The 18,405-nt window shown below is 41.9% G+C and carries 22 protein-coding genes; 9 read left to right on the top strand and 13 right to left on the bottom strand.

Annotated features, from left to right (window positions below):
* Positions 1 to 109: 109 nt before the first annotated feature.
* The 8 genes from fusA to fkpA all read right to left on the bottom strand — a co-directional run bounded on the left by fusA (position 110) and on the right by fkpA (position 6,179).
* On the bottom strand, positions 110 to 2,206 hold the full coding sequence (fusA, locus tag PVK62_RS16325) for an elongation factor G (protein ID WP_274444436.1): 2,097 nt from the start codon (positions 2,204 to 2,206) through the stop codon (positions 110 to 112).
* 134 nt (positions 2,207 to 2,340) lie between these two features.
* A complete protein-coding gene (gene rpsG / locus PVK62_RS16320) occupies positions 2,341 to 2,811 on the bottom strand; it encodes a 30S ribosomal protein S7 (protein WP_045103056.1) in 471 nt (156 codons plus the stop codon).
* 94 nt (positions 2,812 to 2,905) lie between these two features.
* On the bottom strand, positions 2,906 to 3,280 hold the full coding sequence (gene rpsL / locus PVK62_RS16315) for a 30S ribosomal protein S12 (RefSeq protein ID WP_005417208.1): 375 nt from the start codon (positions 3,278 to 3,280) through the stop codon (positions 2,906 to 2,908).
* Between the two features lie 165 nt (positions 3,281 to 3,445).
* A complete protein-coding gene (tusB, locus tag PVK62_RS16310) occupies positions 3,446 to 3,733 on the bottom strand; it encodes a sulfurtransferase complex subunit TusB (RefSeq protein ID WP_274444439.1) in 288 nt (95 codons plus the stop codon).
* A 3-nt stretch (positions 3,734 to 3,736) separates the two neighbouring features.
* Positions 3,737 to 4,093 carry a sulfurtransferase complex subunit TusC gene (gene tusC / locus PVK62_RS16305; RefSeq protein WP_274444441.1) on the bottom strand — a complete coding sequence of 119 codons (357 nt, stop codon included), beginning with the start codon at positions 4,091 to 4,093 and terminating at the stop codon, positions 3,737 to 3,739.
* 31 nt (positions 4,094 to 4,124) lie between these two features.
* The gene (tusD, locus tag PVK62_RS16300; RefSeq protein WP_274444442.1) at positions 4,125 to 4,517 is read right to left on the bottom strand and encodes a sulfurtransferase complex subunit TusD; all 393 of its coding nucleotides are present in this window, start codon (positions 4,515 to 4,517) and stop codon (positions 4,125 to 4,127) included.
* Entirely contained in the window at positions 4,514 to 5,218 is a 705-nt protein-coding gene (locus PVK62_RS16295; protein ID WP_061037182.1) for a helix-turn-helix transcriptional regulator, read from the bottom strand. The genes tusD and PVK62_RS16295 overlap by 4 nt, the downstream gene beginning before the upstream one ends.
* Positions 5,219 to 5,384: 166 nt before the next feature.
* Positions 5,385 to 6,179 (bottom strand): FKBP-type peptidyl-prolyl cis-trans isomerase, encoded by a 795-nt coding sequence (fkpA, locus tag PVK62_RS16290; RefSeq protein WP_274444446.1) that lies wholly within the window; start codon positions 6,177 to 6,179, stop codon positions 5,385 to 5,387.
* 128 nt (positions 6,180 to 6,307) lie between these two features.
* Here fkpA and PVK62_RS16285 point away from each other — a divergent pair, with 128 nt between their 5' ends.
* Positions 6,308 to 7,321, top strand: a complete 1,014-nt coding sequence (locus PVK62_RS16285; protein WP_274444448.1) for a WD40 repeat domain-containing protein — start codon at positions 6,308 to 6,310, stop codon at positions 7,319 to 7,321.
* A complete protein-coding gene (locus tag PVK62_RS16280) occupies positions 7,321 to 7,545 on the top strand; it encodes a SlyX family protein (protein ID WP_274444449.1) in 225 nt (74 codons plus the stop codon). The genes PVK62_RS16285 and PVK62_RS16280 overlap by 1 nt, the downstream gene beginning before the upstream one ends.
* Before the next feature lie 384 nt (positions 7,546 to 7,929).
* On the opposite strand, the gene slyD is transcribed toward PVK62_RS16280, so the two are convergent.
* From slyD to kefG, 4 genes are read right to left on the bottom strand one after another with little or no spacing between them, the layout of a single operon-like run.
* A complete protein-coding gene (slyD, locus tag PVK62_RS16275; RefSeq protein WP_274444450.1) occupies positions 7,930 to 8,517 on the bottom strand; it encodes a peptidylprolyl isomerase in 588 nt (195 codons plus the stop codon).
* 56 nt (positions 8,518 to 8,573) lie between these two features.
* A complete protein-coding gene (locus PVK62_RS16270) occupies positions 8,574 to 8,774 on the bottom strand; it encodes a YheV family putative zinc ribbon protein (RefSeq protein ID WP_274444550.1) in 201 nt (66 codons plus the stop codon).
* Between the two features lie 30 nt (positions 8,775 to 8,804).
* The gene (gene kefB / locus PVK62_RS16265; protein ID WP_274444451.1) at positions 8,805 to 10,595 is read right to left on the bottom strand and encodes a glutathione-regulated potassium-efflux system protein KefB; all 1,791 of its coding nucleotides are present in this window, start codon (positions 10,593 to 10,595) and stop codon (positions 8,805 to 8,807) included.
* Positions 10,595 to 11,137: a glutathione-regulated potassium-efflux system ancillary protein KefG gene (gene kefG, locus PVK62_RS16260; protein ID WP_274444452.1), complete on the bottom strand. Its 543-nt coding sequence runs from the start codon at positions 11,135 to 11,137 to the stop codon at positions 10,595 to 10,597. Before kefG ends, kefB begins: the two co-directional genes overlap by 1 nt.
* 137 nt (positions 11,138 to 11,274) lie before the next feature.
* On the opposite strand from kefG, the gene PVK62_RS16255 reads away from it, so the two are divergent.
* The 7 genes from PVK62_RS16255 (at position 11,275) to rraA (ending at position 17,568) form a co-directional block, all read left to right on the top strand.
* The gene (locus PVK62_RS16255; RefSeq protein ID WP_274444453.1) at positions 11,275 to 13,206 is read left to right on the top strand and encodes an ABC transporter ATP-binding protein; all 1,932 of its coding nucleotides are present in this window, start codon (positions 11,275 to 11,277) and stop codon (positions 13,204 to 13,206) included.
* Positions 13,190 to 13,678 (top strand): TIGR02444 family protein, encoded by a 489-nt coding sequence (locus PVK62_RS16250; protein ID WP_274444454.1) that lies wholly within the window; start codon positions 13,190 to 13,192, stop codon positions 13,676 to 13,678. Before PVK62_RS16255 ends, PVK62_RS16250 begins: the two co-directional genes overlap by 17 nt.
* Before the next feature lie 11 nt (positions 13,679 to 13,689).
* The gene (locus tag PVK62_RS16245; protein ID WP_274444455.1) at positions 13,690 to 14,658 is read left to right on the top strand and encodes a hydrolase; all 969 of its coding nucleotides are present in this window, start codon (positions 13,690 to 13,692) and stop codon (positions 14,656 to 14,658) included.
* A 47-nt stretch (positions 14,659 to 14,705) separates the two neighbouring features.
* Positions 14,706 to 14,948, top strand: a complete 243-nt coding sequence (locus PVK62_RS16240) for a YheU family protein (RefSeq protein WP_274444456.1) — start codon at positions 14,706 to 14,708, stop codon at positions 14,946 to 14,948.
* Positions 14,949 to 15,058: 110 nt separating this feature from the next.
* Positions 15,059 to 15,928 carry a phosphoribulokinase gene (locus PVK62_RS16235; RefSeq protein WP_045103071.1) on the top strand — a complete coding sequence of 290 codons (870 nt, stop codon included), beginning with the start codon at positions 15,059 to 15,061 and terminating at the stop codon, positions 15,926 to 15,928.
* Positions 15,929 to 16,021: 93 nt separating this feature from the next.
* Positions 16,022 to 16,930, top strand: coding sequence for a 1,4-dihydroxy-2-naphthoate polyprenyltransferase (locus PVK62_RS16230; RefSeq protein ID WP_274444457.1), 909 nt, complete (start codon positions 16,022 to 16,024; stop codon positions 16,928 to 16,930).
* A gap of 137 nt (positions 16,931 to 17,067) precedes the next feature.
* Entirely contained in the window at positions 17,068 to 17,568 is a 501-nt protein-coding gene (gene rraA / locus PVK62_RS16225; RefSeq protein WP_274444458.1) for a ribonuclease E activity regulator RraA, read from the top strand.
* A 364-nt stretch (positions 17,569 to 17,932) separates the two neighbouring features.
* On the opposite strand, the gene zapB is transcribed toward rraA, so the two are convergent.
* Positions 17,933 to 18,175: a cell division protein ZapB gene (gene zapB, locus PVK62_RS16220; RefSeq protein WP_274444459.1), complete on the bottom strand. Its 243-nt coding sequence runs from the start codon at positions 18,173 to 18,175 to the stop codon at positions 17,933 to 17,935.
* Positions 18,176 to 18,405: the final 230 nt, after the last annotated feature.

Genomic DNA, 18,405 nt, shown 5'->3' with positions numbered 1-18,405 from the left:
CGATCGTGTTCCTTCCTAGTTATGATTCGCCTTATCGAACAGTGATAAGGCGCGCCAGAATTTGCTATTTTATGCGTCAATTGCTCTTGACGCAAGGGCATTGAGTGTTTTATCCGCGTTCAGCGATGATTCTATCGGCAACATTCTTAGAAACTTCACCATATTCGGAGAATTCCATAGAATAAGACGCTCGACCTTGAGTCGCAGAACGTAAAGATGTTGCATAACCAAACATTTCAGAAAGCGGAACTTGTGCGCGGATTATTTTCAAACCAGCAATACCATCGTCCATACCTTCAATCATGCCTCGGCGACGATTTAAATCACCAACAACATCACCCATCCAGTCTTCTGGAGTGGTTACTTCAACTTTCATCATTGGTTCAAGAATAACTGGTTGTGCTTCAAGCGCACCTTTCTTGAATGCCATTGAACCCGCGATCCTGAACGCCATTTCATTGGAGTCAACATCGTGGTATGAGCCATCAAACAGCGTCGCTTTAACGTCGAGTACAGGATAACCTGCTAACACGCCGTTATTCATTTGCTCTTCGATACCTTTTGCTACTGAGCTGATGTATTCACGAGGAACAGCACCACCAACAATTTCGTCGACAAAAACGAAGCCAGCATCATGTTCTGCTGGTTCAATTCTTAGCCATACATGACCATATTGACCACGGCCACCAGATTGACGTATGAATTTACCTTCCACTTCCGCGCTACCACGGATAGTTTCACGGTATGCTACTTGAGGCTTACCAACGTTACATTCAACACTGAATTCACGCTTCATACGATCAACGATAATATCTAAGTGTAGTTCACCCATACCAGAAATCAGTGTTTGGCCTGATTCTTTATCGGTTTCAACTTTAAAAGATGGATCTTCAGCGGCTAGTTTACCTAGAGCTATGCCCATTTTTTCTTGGTCAGCAAGTGTTCTTGGTTCAACTGCAATCTGAATAACCGGTTCAGGGAATTCCATACGCTCAAGAATAACTTTGGCGTTTTGATCACACAGTGTATCACCTGTAGTTACGTCTTTTAGGCCAATCGCCGCAGCGATATCACCGGCACGTATTTCTTTCACTTCTTCACGCTTATTTGCATGAAGCTGAACAATACGACCAAAACGCTCACGCTTTTGCTTAACTGAGTTATAAACACCGTCGCCAGTATTAACAACACCAGAATAAACACGCATGAAAGTCAACGTACCTACAAATGGGTCTGTTGCAATTTTGAATGCTAACGCTGCAAATGGTTCGTTGTCATCCGCGTGACGCTCAACTTCATTGTCATTCTCATCAACGCCTTTAATTGCAGGAACATCGATAGGTGCAGGTAAGAATTCAATAACAGCATCAAGTACCGCTTGAACGCCTTTGTTTTTAAAGGCAGAACCACACGTTGCTAGTACGATTTCGTTATTTAATGTACGCGTACGTAAAGCAGCTTTGATCTCTTCTTCTGATAGTTCTTCACCTTCAAGGTATTTGTCCATCAGCTCTTCAGAGGCTTCAGCCGCTGCTTCTACTAAATTTTGACGCCATTCATCTGCAAGCTCAACCATATCTGCTGGGATGTCTTCATATGTGAAGGTCATACCTTGATCGGCTTCGTTCCAGTTAATGGTTTTCATCTTGATAAGGTCAACAACACCTCTGAAATCATCTTCTGAACCAATATTTAATTGGATAGGAACAGGATTTGCACCAAGACGATTTTTAATTTGGTCTACAACTCGTAAGAAATCAGCCCCAGCACGGTCCATCTTATTTACGAAAACAATACGAGGTACTCCGTATTTATTCGCTTGACGCCATACTGTTTCAGATTGAGGTTCAACACCCGAAGAACCACAGAACACAACAACCGCACCATCAAGTACACGTAGAGAACGTTCTACTTCAATTGTGAAGTCAACGTGTCCAGGAGTATCGATGATATTAATACGGTGATCTTCGAATTGTGCATCCATACCACGCCAGAAAGTCGTAGTAGCCGCAGAGGTAATGGTGATACCACGCTCTTGCTCTTGCTCCATCCAATCCATGGTAGCAGCACCATCATGAACTTCGCCGATTTTATGAGAAAGGCCTGTATAGAACAGAATACGCTCAGTAGTTGTAGTTTTACCTGCATCTACGTGAGCACAGATACCGATATTACGGTAGCGCTCAATAGGTGTATTTCGAGCCACGGTTGTATCCTCTTATCTTAGGGATTATTGCTATTTCCCAACGCACATGCATTGAAATAGCGATAATGGCTAAGTGTTTTACTAAATGGGAAAGAAAGAAGTAAGGTGCAGCAAGGACTGCTGCACCTTCGGTATTACCAGCGGTAATGAGCGAATGCTTTGTTAGCATCAGCCATACGGTGAACGTCTTCACGTTTCTTAACCGCAGTACCTTTGTTCTCAGACGCGTCTACCATTTCATTAGCAAGACGTTGAGCCATAGATTTTTCACCACGCTTACGCGCAGCTTCAACCATCCAACGCATAGCAAGTGCGTTACGGCGAACCGGACGTACTTCTACAGGAACTTGGTAAGTTGAACCACCCACACGGCGAGATTTAACTTCCACCGATGGACGAACATTTTCAAGAGCTTCTTCGAATACAGCTAAGTGATCTTTACCAGATTTCTCAGCCATGATTTCTAGGGCACCGTAAACGATTTTTTCAGCAGTTGATTTCTTACCGTCAACCATTACGATGTTTACAAATTTTGCCAACAGCTCAGATTTGAACTTAGGATCTGGAAGGATCTTACGTTGGCCTATTACGCGACGACGTGGCATGGAATATCTCCGTTGTTGTCTTCAGGTTATCCAAAACTTTTCAGTTTCTTCAAATTACAAATATTTAGTGTTTGGCCTTACTTAACGGATTCCATTAAGACTTAGGACGTTTCACACCGTACTTAGAACGACCTTTCTTACGATCGTTTACGCCTGCACAGTCAAGTGCACCACGAACAGTGTGGTAACGCACACCTGGTAAATCTTTAACACGACCACCACGGATAAGAACAACTGAGTGCTCCTGAAGGTTGTGACCTTCACCGCCGATGTATGAAGTAACTTCAAAGCCGTTAGTTAGACGAACACGACATACTTTACGTAACGCTGAGTTCGGTTTTTTTGGAGTAGTAGTATATACGCGAGTACATACACCACGTTTTTGTGGACACGCTTCTAGCGCAGGCACGTTGCTTTTAACAACTTGCTTTGCACGTGGCTTGCGTACCAGCTGGTTAATAGTTGCCATTAAAATAGCTCCTGATTAGAGGTTCGAAAACTTTTGAAAAATCTATATCCCTATGGAAATAGGGACGCGAAATTCTAAGGCTGAACGTGATATGTGTCAAGAAATATACAGCACTATTAATAAACAATTTAAAAATAGTCTTTCTTTCTTGGTCATAACACTCAATTACCAAGTCACCACAGGGGAATGCTCTTGGGTTAAAGAGACAAAAGATGAATAACTAACTAATTGAATTCTATTATCAATTAATGCTTTAACACCTCTCGCCTCAACATCTTCTTGTAAAAAATAACACTGCTTAAGAGAGAGGATCAATAAATGATCTTTATGATCCACTATTCCAGCATAAACACAGTCTTGTGTTAATAAAAACACATCATCATCTATATTTACCGGTAACTCTTGTCTATAAAGTGCGTGTAAATTGTCTGTTTTGGTTAAAATATGCAGCATAACTTAAAACACCATCACTTGAGCACATTGTGCTAACTTCTCATTAATTTGTTGATTTGAGATGACTTCAACATCAATGTTCAGATTGTGAGAGTTTAATCCACGATTTAATAGCGCCGTCTGACACACAAAGATCTCTTCAAGATCGTACAAAGGCAACATTTTAAATCCAGCAATATAATCACGAGATAATATTTGTTCTGGCTGTTGCGCTTCTAATAACTGCTGTACACCATCACCAACAAAGAAAATACCAATGTCTTCACTGTATGCCGACGCTGCTAGGATGGCATCTAAGCCTTCTCTACCCTTAGTGGTTGAGTGTGGTGAACTTTGAAATACAAATCCAATGCGATTCATAACCTACCTATTCTCTTTCAGATCCAAGCGATTAAAACTGAACGACACGATCAAACTTCAACAACGCCGTTGCTAACCCACCTAAACCAGCTTGTTGAAAGCCTTGCGCTAGGTTATGTTGCTCTACGTTATTCTGCTCAGCTTCTTCTTGACCAATAACACCACGACGTAATGCAGCTGCAACACAGGTTTCTAATTCTACATTGTGCTCTTGTGCCAATGCTTGCCATGCTTTAGTGATATCAAATTCATCATTAGCAGGTAAAATCAATGAGGAGGCGTTCAGCACCCCATCTTGATAAAAGAACACTTTCTCTAATCGGTGTCCCTGCTCGATCAAGGCTTGTGCAAATTGAAAAGCTTGTCTTGACGCTTGAGTGCCGTATGCCGAGCCATTAACGACTAATCCATAGCACAAACTCACTTTTCACCATCCTCTATTTTTCTCTGACGAATATAAAGATAAACCGTATGTTTTGAAATATTGAGCTGATCAGCGACACGATTAATGGCATCTTTAATATCAAAAATACCTTTATCGTATAAATCCATGACGATCTGTTTATTCTTAGCGTTATTGCCAACTTCTTTATCGGCATTGACCTCATCAATAGTACGCTTAACCGTCTGATCAACAAGCTCATCTACATCACTAGCAAAGTTGACACTTGAAGCCGCTTCATTCGCCTCTTCACTTGGCATGAATGAATGTAAGACTTGAGAGAAAGGCGCATCTAAATTGATGTTAATGCATAACAAACCAATAATACGTTCATCACCATTGCGAATAGCTACGGTGATCGATTTCATCAACACTCCACCTTTAGCGCGAGTGAAGTATGAACGTGAAAAATTACGCTTTGAACGCTGAATATCTTTTAGCATTTGCAAAGCCAAATCGGTAATAGGAGACCCCACTTTCCGGCCCGTATTCTCTCCATTAGCAATTCTAATCGCTGATTTATTGATATCTTCTAATGAGTGCAGAACAATTTCACAATAGCTACCAATTAAACTAGCGATTCCATCAACAACGGCTTCATACGAGCGTAAAATATGATGGTCAAACTCTGTAAATGGTACTACCTCAGATAAACTTTCTTCTGCGATATTCTCAATATTCATATACACCAACTTAATATCCATTTATCCAACGAGCAAAAAAGCCAGCTGCTTAAAATAATTCCATCAAGTTTATCAGAATATTTGCATGAAAATAAAAAACCCCAGCAAGTGCCGGGGCTAATTCAGTGATCTAAAACAAAGTTTAGATTATTTAATCTTCAGAAAATTATTTTGCAGGTTTTGCTGCATCTTTAATTTCTAGCAATTCAACATCAAATACTAATGTTGAATTTGCAGGGATCGCTTGGTTACCTTGAGCGCCATAGCCTAACTCAGCAGGAATAACGAACTTATATTTAGAACCAACATTCATAAGCTGAACACCTTCAGTCCAACCAGGAATTACTGCATTCAGTGGGAAAGTAGCAGGTTGGTTACGATCGTAAGAACTATCAAACTTAGTACCATCGATTAGCGTACCAGAGTAATGAACAACTACAGTATCTGTCGCTTGTGGTTTAGCACCTTCAGCTGGAGTAATTGCTTGGTATAGAAGACCTGATTCAGTTTTCATTACACCGTCTTGTTTTTCAAACTCTGCACGGTAATCAGCACCCGCTTTAATGTTTGCTTCAGACTCAGCCGCCATTTTTTGCTGTGCAATCTCAGCAACACGCTGATCTAGATTTTGAAGAGCTACCTGAATTTCTTCGTCTGTTAGGCGCTCTTTACCATTAAATACGTCAGTAACACCTGCAAGTACATCTGCTTTTTTAAGGTCTAAACCAAGTTCTGTTTGTTTCTCTAAATTAGAGTTTAGGTATTTAGCCAGTGATGCACCAATTGCATAACCCGCTTTTTCATCTTCAGAGGCGAACGTTGATGCGGTTGCGCCTTCTGCTGACGCTTCAATTTTTGCAGGTAATGTAGTTGCTTCTGTTTTTGGTGCTTCTTCTTTTTGACAACCAACAACGAATGCAATAGTTGCAGCAAGTAACGACACTTTAAAGATAGATTTCATTTCAAAACTCCGGTTATTTGAGGTCTTGCCTCAATTTCTTATTCAATTTTTTAGATAAAGATGTGAAATACTGTTCATCACAATATACTAGTACTTATAGACATATTACAAACGAGTAGTTCAATTTGATGAGCCTTATCTCTCAATACCTAGCAATTTTTGTCATTACGCTGACATTATCAGGCTGTTTCTTTAATAATTCTGACGTTCAGCGTTGGGAAGTGGCAACACAAGGCACCACAAGTTTCGCGTTAAGCCGCGATGCTCGCTTTGGGCTATTTTTCGTAAAAAAAGGCTCTAATGCTGCCAATACTGACAGCGAAACTCAAAGTGGTTTACACTTCTGGGATCTGGTTGATAATAAAGAACTCACCTACTTTGGTGCTCAAGATCAACACGATTCTACCGTTTCTCATATAACCATTTCCGATAATTCCCGCTTTGCTATCACGGCAACACAAACCAATTTTGCCGTTTGGGATTTAGGAATGGGCGTATCTGAAGGATTATGGTCTATCTCTGATGGCATTATTCGTGATGTCGATATTGCAAGTAATGGCCAACAAGTCTTACTTGGCCTATCTAATGGCAAGGCTATCTATATCGATTTAGCCACTGGACGTCGTTTAGAATTTCTTGCTCATCGAGAAAAAGTAAATTCAGTCGCCTTATCTGCCAATGGTAAATTTGCTTTATCTGGTGGCAATGACCATTTTGCTTATTTTTGGAATACGCAAACGGGACAAATACTGCACACCTTTGAACATGAGAAACGTGTAAGTCGCATTGCACTGCAACGAGATGGCAAATACGCGTTAACAGCCGATGGCGGTAATGAAGCCGTTATCTGGGATTTAAAAACTGGCGATAAAATGACAGAGTTAAGCACCTTTGCTCGCCAACAAGTGTTCTCAAGTGCTCGCTTTAGCGATGATGGTAAATACCTCATTACAGGCTCACCTGCCGGTAGTGTCATGCTATGGGATACGTTGTCAGGTAAGAAGCAAGAACAATGGCGTGCTGAACCATTAAAAGATGCACGTCCACCAACAGCGGTAGTGTATGATGTCGCCATTGATAAAAAACAACGAGTCATTTCCGCTACTTCAGCCGGAATAGCTCAAGCTTGGTTGATAGAATAATGACGACAGATATTAAAATATTAGACGATAAGATCAGTGATTTAGAGTACAAAATGGCATTTCAAGAGCAAACGATCGAAGAGTTAAACGATGCGTTATCTCAGCAACAATTATTGATCACGAATATGCAAGTTCAGATGAAGTTTATGGTTGGTAAGATGAAGACCATGGATACGTCAAGCATGGCTGATGCGTCAGAAGAGACCCCACCACCGCATTACTAGAGGCTATACGCTTGGCTAACTAGACCGCTTCGCTCCTATAAAAGCAAAAAACAAAGGTTTCAGGTTTCAGGTTTCAGGTTTCAGGAAAATCAAAAGCGCCCCTCCCTGAAACCTGCAAGCACAGCGCCCTGAAACCTAGAACTCAAAACACCTACCATGCTCGCTTTTATAGTTTCTAGTTAGCGCAGCGTATAGTTTCTAGTAAAAAAAAGGCCACAGGCTCAACACCTGTGGTCTTTCTAATTCTAAGCACAACATTCAGCTCTACATTTACTCTTATAGACTCCAGTTAGCGCAGCGTATAGTTTCTAGTTAATTATAGAAACCTCACCACATCCCCCCTGACCCCTTTAAGCGTAGCGATCTGAATCCAGCTCTAAAAAATTACTTAGAACAGTTGCCTTTACCGCAACATACATGTTCTTCTTCATGCTCGTGATCGTGAGAATGGCCTTCGCCACCACAGCAACCGCCTTCGTGATCATGATCGTGACCACCACAGCCACCTTCTTGGTGAATATGGCCGTGTGCAGCTTCTTCTTCAGTTGCTTCACGTAGAGCTACAACTTCAACGTCAAAACCTAGCGTTTGGCCAGCAAGCATGTGGTTACCATCAACAACAACTTCGTCGCCGTCAACTTCAGTCACTTCTACAGGGATTGGACCTTGGTCTGTATCAGCAAGGAAACGCATACCAACTTCGATTTGTTCAACACCTTGGAAAACGTTCGCAGGAACACGTTGAACCATCTCATCCATGTGCTCGCCGTATGCTTCTTCAGGAGTAACAGTGATGCTGAATTTATCGCCTGCAACTTTACCTTCAAGCGCTTTCTCAAGACCAACGATTAGGTTGTTGTGACCATGTAGGTAATCAAGAGGCGCTTCAACTGTTGATTGATCAACAACTACGCCTTCTTCAGTTTTTACTTGGTAAGCAAGACTTACAACAACATTCTTTTCAATTTTCATTTTAACTCCGGATGCACTTGGCATTAGTGGATGGTATTCAGTGTTGCGACATAATACTATTCAGGCTTAAAAACGCCAATAACATCATCTTGCGCATGTTTGGTTTTTTCTATCGATTTTGGCGTTTTGCGGTCAGTATGACCACACTCCACACACTCGACATGTTCAATATTACTTTCTTGCCACCAACGTAGCGTATCCGTAGTGCTACACGATGGGCAAACCGCACCTGCAATAAATCGTTTTTTCACGGTTATTATCCTTGTGCTAATAAACTCTGCCTCACATCAATCCCAATGGTTCTGATCTGATCGTTCATTTTCCATTTCTAAGCCAAAGATCTCTTCTAACTCTATTCGAGCCGCTTTCGCCTTAGAAGCCAGAACCTTGTCGTCTGAGTGCAATGGTAACAATTCTTTTAGCATAGCAACATCTAACTTTTTAAAATGCGACTCTGCACGTTTAGCTTGATACGGATGCATACCTAAAGATGTGAGGGTTTGTCGGCCTAAATCAAGGGCCCCATAAAAAGTTTCTCGTGAAAAGTGCTCTACCCCTTCACTTAACAACTCATACGCCTCAACTCGGCTTCTCGCCCTGGCTAGAATTTTTAAATGTGGAAAATGTTGCTGACATAAAGCGACTATCTCCATCACTTTTTGCGGATCAGTCTTACAAATCACAATCGCTTCGGCTTTCTCAGCGCCTGCTGCGCGTAGTAACTCCACTTGAGTGGCATCGCCATAATAGACCTTATAGCCAAACTTTCTCAGTAAACGAATTTGGCTTGGGTCACCTTCAAGAATGGTTAACTTAATTTTATTGGCAAACAGCAAACGCCCAACAATTTGTCCAAACCGGCCAAAGCCCGCGATAATCACTTTGGGCTGGGTAGCATGAGTAAAATCCGATTGTGGCATTTCTTCTTCACCGTTCAGTGTTCTGCCAAACCACCAATCTTGACCTATCAGTAATAACGGCGTCGTCATCATCGATAAACTGACCACCACCAATAAGAAAGCGGTCAGCTCTCGGCTTAATAAGCCTTCCATTTGCGCTGCCGTAAACAGCACAAAAGCAAACTCACCACCTTGACTTAAAATCATCGCCATCTGACTGCGCGCTTTAGCTTGAGTACCAAATAATCGAGCCAAGCTATAAAGCAGCATTCCTTTTGAGGTAACGAGTATGGTGACAGCCGCCAATATTTCGAATGGATATTGCAGTAACAATCCTAAATTGACCGACATACCGACCGCAATAAAGAACAAACCAAGTAGTAGACCTTTAAAGGGTTCAATCGCGACTTCTAACTCATGACGAAACTCACTTTCAGCCAGTAACACCCCAGCGAGAAATGCCCCAAGCGCCATTGATAGTCCCAACTGTTTCATCGCAGCAGACACACCAATCACTAAAAGCAGTGCCGCAACCGTAAACAACTCACGCGCACCACTTTTCACAACATAGCTAAATAGTGGTCGTAATAAAAAATGACCTAAGGTGAAAATACCAATCACCCCTGCCAATATCCATAAACCATCAAGCCAATTGCCACTGGCGCCTCCAGCTAGCACAGGTAATACCGCCAGCATAGGGATCACCGCGATATCTTGAAACAACAACACCGCAAAGCCTGATTGACCACTCTCTGAGGAGGATAATTTTCGTTCTTCAATCACTCGCAAAGCAATCGCGGTTGATGACAAAGCCAACCCCATGCCTATTACTGCACTCACTTGCCACGCTAAACCATAAAGCATCATCGCAGCAGTTATCACACAAGAAGTCACCACCACTTGGCTGCCACCTAATCCTATGATCGGTTTTCGCATCTTCCATAATTTGTTCGGGTTTAGCTCTAAGCCAATCAAAAAGAGAAGCAGTACAACACCAAATTCAGAAAAGTGTAAAATCGCATCTACATCCGAGATGAGCTCTAATCCCCATGGACCAATCGCAATTCCCGCCAATAAATAACCCAGTACAGCGCCTAACCCAAATCGCTGCGCCAAAGGAACCGTAACCACTGCTGCCGCTAAAAATATTGAACTGGTATGTAGCCAATCTCCCGCCATTAGCGTTCTCCTTTAGGATTGGATAGCCACAATTTATAGTCATCAATAAACTGCTGACGTTTTTCAATTGTGATCTTTCGAGCCCAGTATTGCACTGATGGCGTTAACCATTCCATCTGACACAAGGCGGCAGTGATCTTAAAAGGAATTAAAATATCATCCATCGTATATTGATTATAACCTCTCTCAGAAAACGCCTCTTCAATACCACCTGCGGTAATCACACTGCGCCATTGTTTCCCTTTTAGGGCATTACCCTCACCATAGGCAAATCCCTTACCAAGGACACAATCCATCCACTCTTTTAACAGTGCGGGACATGAGTAAAGATAAAGAGGATGTTGAAATACAATAATGTCATGCTGAGCAAGCAATTGATGTTCATAAACCACATCAATAAAGAACTCTGGGTATTGAGCATAAAGATCATGCACGGTGACATGAGGGAGATTTTGATAAGCCGTTAAAATGGCTTTATTGGCCACTGAGTTTTCAGGATCAGGATGAGCGAGGATCACTAATATTTTAGGCAACTGAGTCATAAATTCCTTTTTAGACTTTTCTTTTTGTCGTTATCTTCTCCATCATACAGACTATTTCCATATCGACAATCTTCCCTCTTGCGCCTACTATGCTCTTCGTATTCACTATTTTGCCAACAAGAGAAGAACACCACAGCATGATTACGTTTTCAGACATTCAATTACTTCGTGGCGGGAAGCCATTATTAGAACAAGCCTCTGCCACCATTCACCCAGGTGACAAAGTGGGCTTGGTCGGAAAAAATGGCTGTGGTAAATCCACTCTTTTTGCCCTAATTAAAGGCGAATTAAGTGTTGATGCCGGTTCAAACCGTGTTCCTCAAAACTGGGAAATGGCGTGGGTTGCGCAAGAAACTCCGGCATTAGAGCGCAAAGCCATTGACTATGTTATTGATGGTGATCGTGAATTTAGAGGCTTAGAAGAGCAGTTACGTAAAGCAGAAGAGGCAGATAACGGCACCTTAGTTGCTGAACTCCACAGCAAAATAGACATTGTTGGTGGTTACACCATTAACTCACGTGCGGCTGAATTACTTAACGGTTTAGGTTTTTCTCAACAGCAGATGGAGTGGAATCTAACTCAATTCTCTGGTGGTTGGCGTATGCGTTTAAACTTGGCACAAGCCCTGATTTGTCGCTCAGATTTATTGCTACTCGATGAACCAACCAACCACTTAGATTTAGATGCTGTAATGTGGTTAGAGCGTTGGTTACAAAACTACCCTGGCACCTTAATGCTTATTTCTCATGACCGTGATTTTCTTGATCCCGTCATCAATCGCATCATTCATGTCGAAAATCAGCAATTGAACGAATACACAGGTAACTACTCGTCATTTGAAGTGCAACGAGCTGAGAAACTGGTACTGCAACAAGCGAAATACCAAAAGCAGCAAAAAAACATGTCGCACATGCAGTCATACATAGACCGCTTCCGTTACAAAGCATCAAAAGCACGTCAAGCACAAAGCCGTATTAAAGCGTTAGAAAAGATGGAAAAAGTGCTACCTGCACAATTAGATAACCCATTCAGCTTTAACTTTAGAGAGCCAGATGCCCTGCCAAACCCTATCTTAATGATGGATGAAGTAAGCGCGGGCTATGAAAACAACACCATTCTAGAACAAATTCGTTTGAACCTTGTTCCGGGCAGCCGTATTGGTCTACTGGGTCGAAATGGGGCCGGTAAATCGACCTTAATCAAATTACTCTCAGGTGATCTAGCACCACAAAGTGGCATTTTCAGCTACTCGCAAGGGGTAAAAATTGGTTACTTTGCACAGCACCAATTAGAAACACTGCACGTAGAAGAAACGCCACTACAGCACTTAATGCAAATAGCCCCTAATCACACCGAGCAACAACTGCGTGATTACTTAGGCAGCTTTGGTTTTCAAGGTGAAAAAGCGCTCGATAAAATTGGGCCTTTCTCGGGTGGTGAAAAAGCCCGTTTAGTATTAGCACTGGTGGTATGGCAAAAACCAAACATGTTGCTACTCGATGAACCAACCAACCACCTTGATTTAGATATGCGCCAAGCGTTAACCATGGCGCTGCAAACCTTTGAGGGGGCAATGGTTATCGTCAGTCACGACAGATATTTACTTCGTGCGACCACAGATGATCTGTATTTAGTTCATGATCGCCAAGTGGTTCCTTTTGACGGTGACTTAACCGATTACTACAAATGGCTAACAGAGCAAAACAAAAACGAGCGTAAAGAACAACTGCAACAAGACAAGCAAGACAGTCCAAGCACTTCAACCAGCTTAAGTGCGGCAGACAAAAAAGAGCAAAAGCGTAAAGAAGCCGAATTCAGAAAGCAGATAGCACCACTACGTAAAGAAGTGACTAAGCTTGAAAAGAAAATGGACAAACTGAATGAAGCCCTAAGTCAAGCCGAAACAGAGTTAGGTGACGTGTCTTTGTATGAAGCAGAAAATAAAAAACGCTTAACCGAAGTCTTAGCGATTCAAGCCTCTTCTAAATCAGAGCTAGAAGATGTCGAAATGGAGTGGATGGATCTTCAAGAGCAAATTGAAGAAAAAGAGAATGCCTCTCAGCTGTAATCCTCCAATCAGTAACCAACAAAAGGCTTTGCTTACTTGCGAAGCCTTTTGGTCTTTCTCGTTATCCCACTACAACCAAGAGGGGCTGCAACAAGGCATACTGACCCTACAAGATAAGCATCATGGCAACGTTAACTTAGCGTTACTTTTAATTTGGCTTGATAGCCTTAGCATTGGCTTTCCAGCACCACATATAAAAACCCTCGAAACGGCTCTTATCAGCACAGATCCCTTGCTGTTTTCTTATCGTAAATTACGCAAAGCGATCAAACAAACGGCCAATACCTCTCTTTATCAAGATGCGCTTAACTTTGAACTTCAACTCGAACAACAACAGCAAGCTGATCTTATTAAGGCTTTATTAGGTATTCAATTAAAGCAATTAACAACAATCGACGCCCCCGCTCTATTGCGCCAATACTGTCTTTCACTGAACGCAGAAACACTCATGTTCAACTTACAAGCTAACTAAGGTATCTCTCGATGATGGACCAATTTACACCAGCTAAAGGGTTATCCAATTGCCACATTCAAACCCTTTTGCCTCGCTTAATACGTAGAAACCCACTATTCAATGCTTATTGGCAGCGTCTTGAACTGCCTGATGGTGATTTTGTTGATTTAGCGTGGAGTGAAAATCCAAATCAAGCCGGAGATAAACCCATCTTCATTTTATTTCATGGTTTAGAAGGCAGCTTTGAAAGCCCGTACGCAAATGGATTACTCGCCGCCGCTAAAGAGCAAGGTTGGTTAGGCGTAATGATGCATTTTCGAGGGTGCAGTGACGTACCAAACCGTTTAGCCAGAGCCTATCACTCAGGGGAAACCGAAGATGCACGTTTCTTTATTCAAATGTTAGACAACCGCTTTCCACAACAAGTTAAAGTTGCTACTGGGATCTCTCTGGGTGGCAATATGCTGGTCAATTATCTTGCTAAGTACAAGACAAACACATTATTGAATGCAGCAACCGTTATTTCTGCACCCTTAGATTTGGCCGCCTGCTCAGAGCGTATTCAACACGGCTTTTCTCGCGTCTATCAAGGCTATTTATTACGCTCATTGAAAGCCAGCTGCATCAAAAAGATCAACGGAAATAGAAAAGCGATCGTCGGTTTAGATAGAGCAATGATTGCGGCCATTCCCGATCTTCTACAATTTGATAATTTACTCACCGCCCCAATGCACGGCTATGAAAACGCACAAGATTATTATCAGCAATGCAGTGGTTTACAGTTTTTAGATAAGATAGATATTCCGACACGCATTATTCACTCTAAAGACGACCCATTCATGACAAAAGCGGTGATCCCTACTCATCCTCTGCCTAACTGTGTACACTATCAACTAACAGAGCATGGTGGTCATGTGGGCTTTATTAATGGTTCATTCACCAAACCCAATTTTTGGTTAGAAACAACCGTCAATCAGTGGTTTCAACACGCTCTATAACCCTAACGCCACTCATGGCTATTCAATAAACGGATGAGATAAGTTGTATGATCATTCCTTGGCAAGACATCGCACCAGACACACTAGAGAATTTGATTTCAGAATTTGTACTTCGAGAAGGGACAGATTACGGTGAGATGGAATGCAGCCATCAAGATAAAATAGAGCAAATTAAGCGATTACTTAAAAGTGGCGAAGCGATGGTGGTATTTTCAGAGTTACATGAAACCGTCGATATTCAAACCAAAGCGCGTTTTAATCCTAATCTCACCAATCATGAATTTGAATAATCATTTTCAATCAATCACAAATTTGAAACGATAACGTATCATTTAACACAACCCTGTTATAACATTCTGAGATTAAGGCTTGATGCCAAGAATAACCGACAGGGTTTGTCATGTCCGCTAAACATCCAATTATCGCCGTTACTGGTTCATCCGGTGCAGGCACTACTACGACTTCTGAAGCCTTCCGTAAAATGTTCAATATGATGGACATTAAAGCATCATGGCTTGAAGGAGATAGCTTTCATCGATTTACGCGTCCTGAAATGGATGTGGAGATCCGTAAAGCCAAAGAACAAGGTAAGCACATCAGCTACTTTGGTCCTCAAGCAAATGACTTTCCAGCACTCGAACAGTTCTTTCGTCAATATGGTCTTGATGGCACAGGGCAATACCGTCGCTATTTACACACCTTTGATGAAGCCGTTCCCTTCAACCAAATGCCAGGGACTTTTACTCCATGGCAAGATTTGCCGGAAAACACCGATGTACTTTTCTATGAAGGGTTACATGGTGGCGTAGTTGATGGCGATATTGATGTTTCACAGCACGTCGATTTATTGATAGGCATGGTGCCAATTGTAAATCTTGAGTGGATCCAAAAATTCGTTCGAGATACTCGTGATCGCGGCCATTCACGAGAAGCGGTAATGGATTCGATTGTTCGCTCAATGGATGATTATCTCAACTACATTACGCCGCAGTTTTCTCGAACTCACATTAACTTTCAGCGCGTACCTACGGTTGATACGTCAAATCCTCTCAATGCTAAAGGCATTCCCAGCTTAGATGAAAGCTTTGTGGTGATCCGCTTCCGTGGCATACGTAATGTAGACTTTCCTTATCTACTTGCCATGATTGATGGCTCTTTCATGTCCCGTCATAACACGCTTGTGGTTCCAGGAGGAAAGATGAGTTTTGCGATGGAATTAATCATTCGTCCGTTACTACAACAGTTAATTGATACTGGAAAAATTGGATAACGAGTCTAAACTTCGCCTCTTTTTCTTTTCAAATTTGGGGTTCTTCCAAAAATAGTGAATAATAGAGACTCTATTCACTATTTTTGCGATGCTATGAAAACTTCTCCTTTTGCTATTTGGCTCAGTGCTGCTCGTCCAAAAACCTTACCGCTTGCGCTTGCTTCAATTATGACCGGCTCAGCGTTAGCGTATTGGAATAATCACGCCTCAGCTACCATCACTCTCATGGCATTTATTACTGCAACCTTATTACAGATTTTATCTAATCTTGCTAATGATTATGGTGATGCTGTAAAAGGCACGGATAACGATGATCGCCTTGGGCCACAACGAGCTATGCAATCAGGTCTTGTCACGCAAGATACGATGAAAAAAGCCATTGGCATTAATATCGTTTTAACCATCATTAGTGGCTTAATTCTAGTCTTCTCTTCTCTACATCAAACCATGGATATCATCGGCTTTATCGCCCTAGGTTTACTGGCTATTGGTGCCGCTATCGCCTATACCATGGGAGACAAACCTTATGGCTATCGCGGTTTGGGTGATATTTCAGTATTCATCTTCTTTGGTTTATTGGGCGTAGCGGGTACTTATTATCTGCATACTGGCCATCTATCCTCAGCACTGCTACTGCCTGCGATAGCTTGTGGTTTATTAGCCGTCGCCGTATTAAACATTAACAACCTGCGTGATATTGAAAACGACGAAGCGTGTGGAAAAATGACACTAGTGGTTCGTATGGGTGGAGACTGGGGTCGTAAATATCACGCTGCATTAATGGCAGTTAGTTTTATCTGCCTTGCCCTTTTTAGTGCCACTCAAATTCACTCACTCGCTGGTTGGTTATTTTTACTCACTGGCCCATTTGCCCTTAATCATGTGGTGTCTGTACTGCGCGCACCTAATGGCGAAGCCATCCGACCAATGATGGGGACCGTGGTTCAATGTGCTTTATTCACCAATGTTTTCTTCTCAATTGGCCTATATTTATCAATATAGCTCCAACGAAAAGATTGAACCAGTAACTGCACAGTAAACTTCGTATAACTTATTGCCCATCATAGTAATGACTTATTAAGCACGTATATTAAGTCATTACTAGAATATCCTTCACCAACCAAAAGGTAGACATCATCATGGAATATAATACTTCAGCCCTTTGTGACATTTATTTAGACCAAGTTGATGTTGTTGAGCCTATGTTCAGCCATTTTGGCGCAAAGACCTCTTTTTCTGGCCAAATAACCACGATCAAATGCTTTGAAGATAATGGGTTAATTAGCCGCGTTCTCGATGAAAAAGGCGAAGGTAGAGTATTACTCGTTGATGGTGGCGGTTCATTGCGCCGTGCCTTGGTTGATGCCGACTTAGCCTCTAAAGCCGCTCATAATGGTTGGGAAGGCTTGGTTATCTACGGGTGTATTCGTGAAGTGGATTATCTAGAAGAGATCAATATTGGCATTCAAGCTCTAGCCTCTATCCCTGTTGGTGCTGCGAAGAAGAACATCGGGGACGTTGATGTGGCGGTTAATTTTGGTAGCGTGACGTTTTTGCCTGAAGATCATCTGTATGCGGATTCGACGGGGACGATTATTTCTCAAGAGCCGTTAGAAGAGATGGGTGAGGAAGAGGTTTAAGAACTAGAGGTTATACGCTTCGCTAACTAGAGACTATAGAAGCAAAGCGAGGTTTCAGGTTTCAGGTTTCAGGAAAATCAAAAGCGAGTGCGCCTGAACCCTGCAAGCGCAGCGTCCTGAAACCTAGTTATCACTACAGTAGCTATACCCGCTCTTATAGTCTCTAGTCAGCGCAGCGTATAGTTTCTAGCATCAAAAAAAACCGCAGGTGCTTTCACACCTACGGTTTCAAATTTATTCGTTAACCAATTCTAAATTTTGGCTAAATAGATTCCATTAGTTCAAGGCGGAGACGCGGAGCTTACGATAGTAAGTGAGCATCGACAACGCAGGAATAATGAAAGCTATGACGACAAAAGTAGAATTACTCTACTTCGTCCATCTTACCTAGTAGACCACGGATGCGAGCTTCAAATTGAGCTTGCTCATCACGTGCTTTTTGAGCTTCTTGTTCTACTTCAGAACGGCCGTTGTTTGCTTGCTCAAGATCTTGAGTTAGCGCTACGTTCGTTTCTTTTAATTCTTCAACTTCCATTTGTAGCAGTGCGATTGTATCTACTGCCATTTGAACTTTAGCTTCTAGTTGTTCTAATATTTCTAAAGACATTCCTGCCACCTTAACTGTATTCGTCATTGAATATGCAGCGAATTAATCACTCACTGCAAACATATTTTCTATTCTACTCAGCAATTGCAATTCTGCCATAGTGTTATTGCTGAAAATACATCATTCGAACAAAAAAACGGCATATTTTACCAACATCTGACGTTCTTTCTTAAGATTAAAACGAACTTCATACTAAAACTAGATTTTTCAATTCATTATTTGGGTTAAAG

The sequence above is a fragment of the Aliivibrio sp. S3MY1 genome, from assembly GCF_028765575.1.
Classification (GTDB): domain Bacteria; phylum Pseudomonadota; class Gammaproteobacteria; order Enterobacterales; family Vibrionaceae; genus Aliivibrio.
Note: the sequence above shows the minus strand (reverse complement) of the source record. Positions and strands in the feature narration are given on the sequence as shown.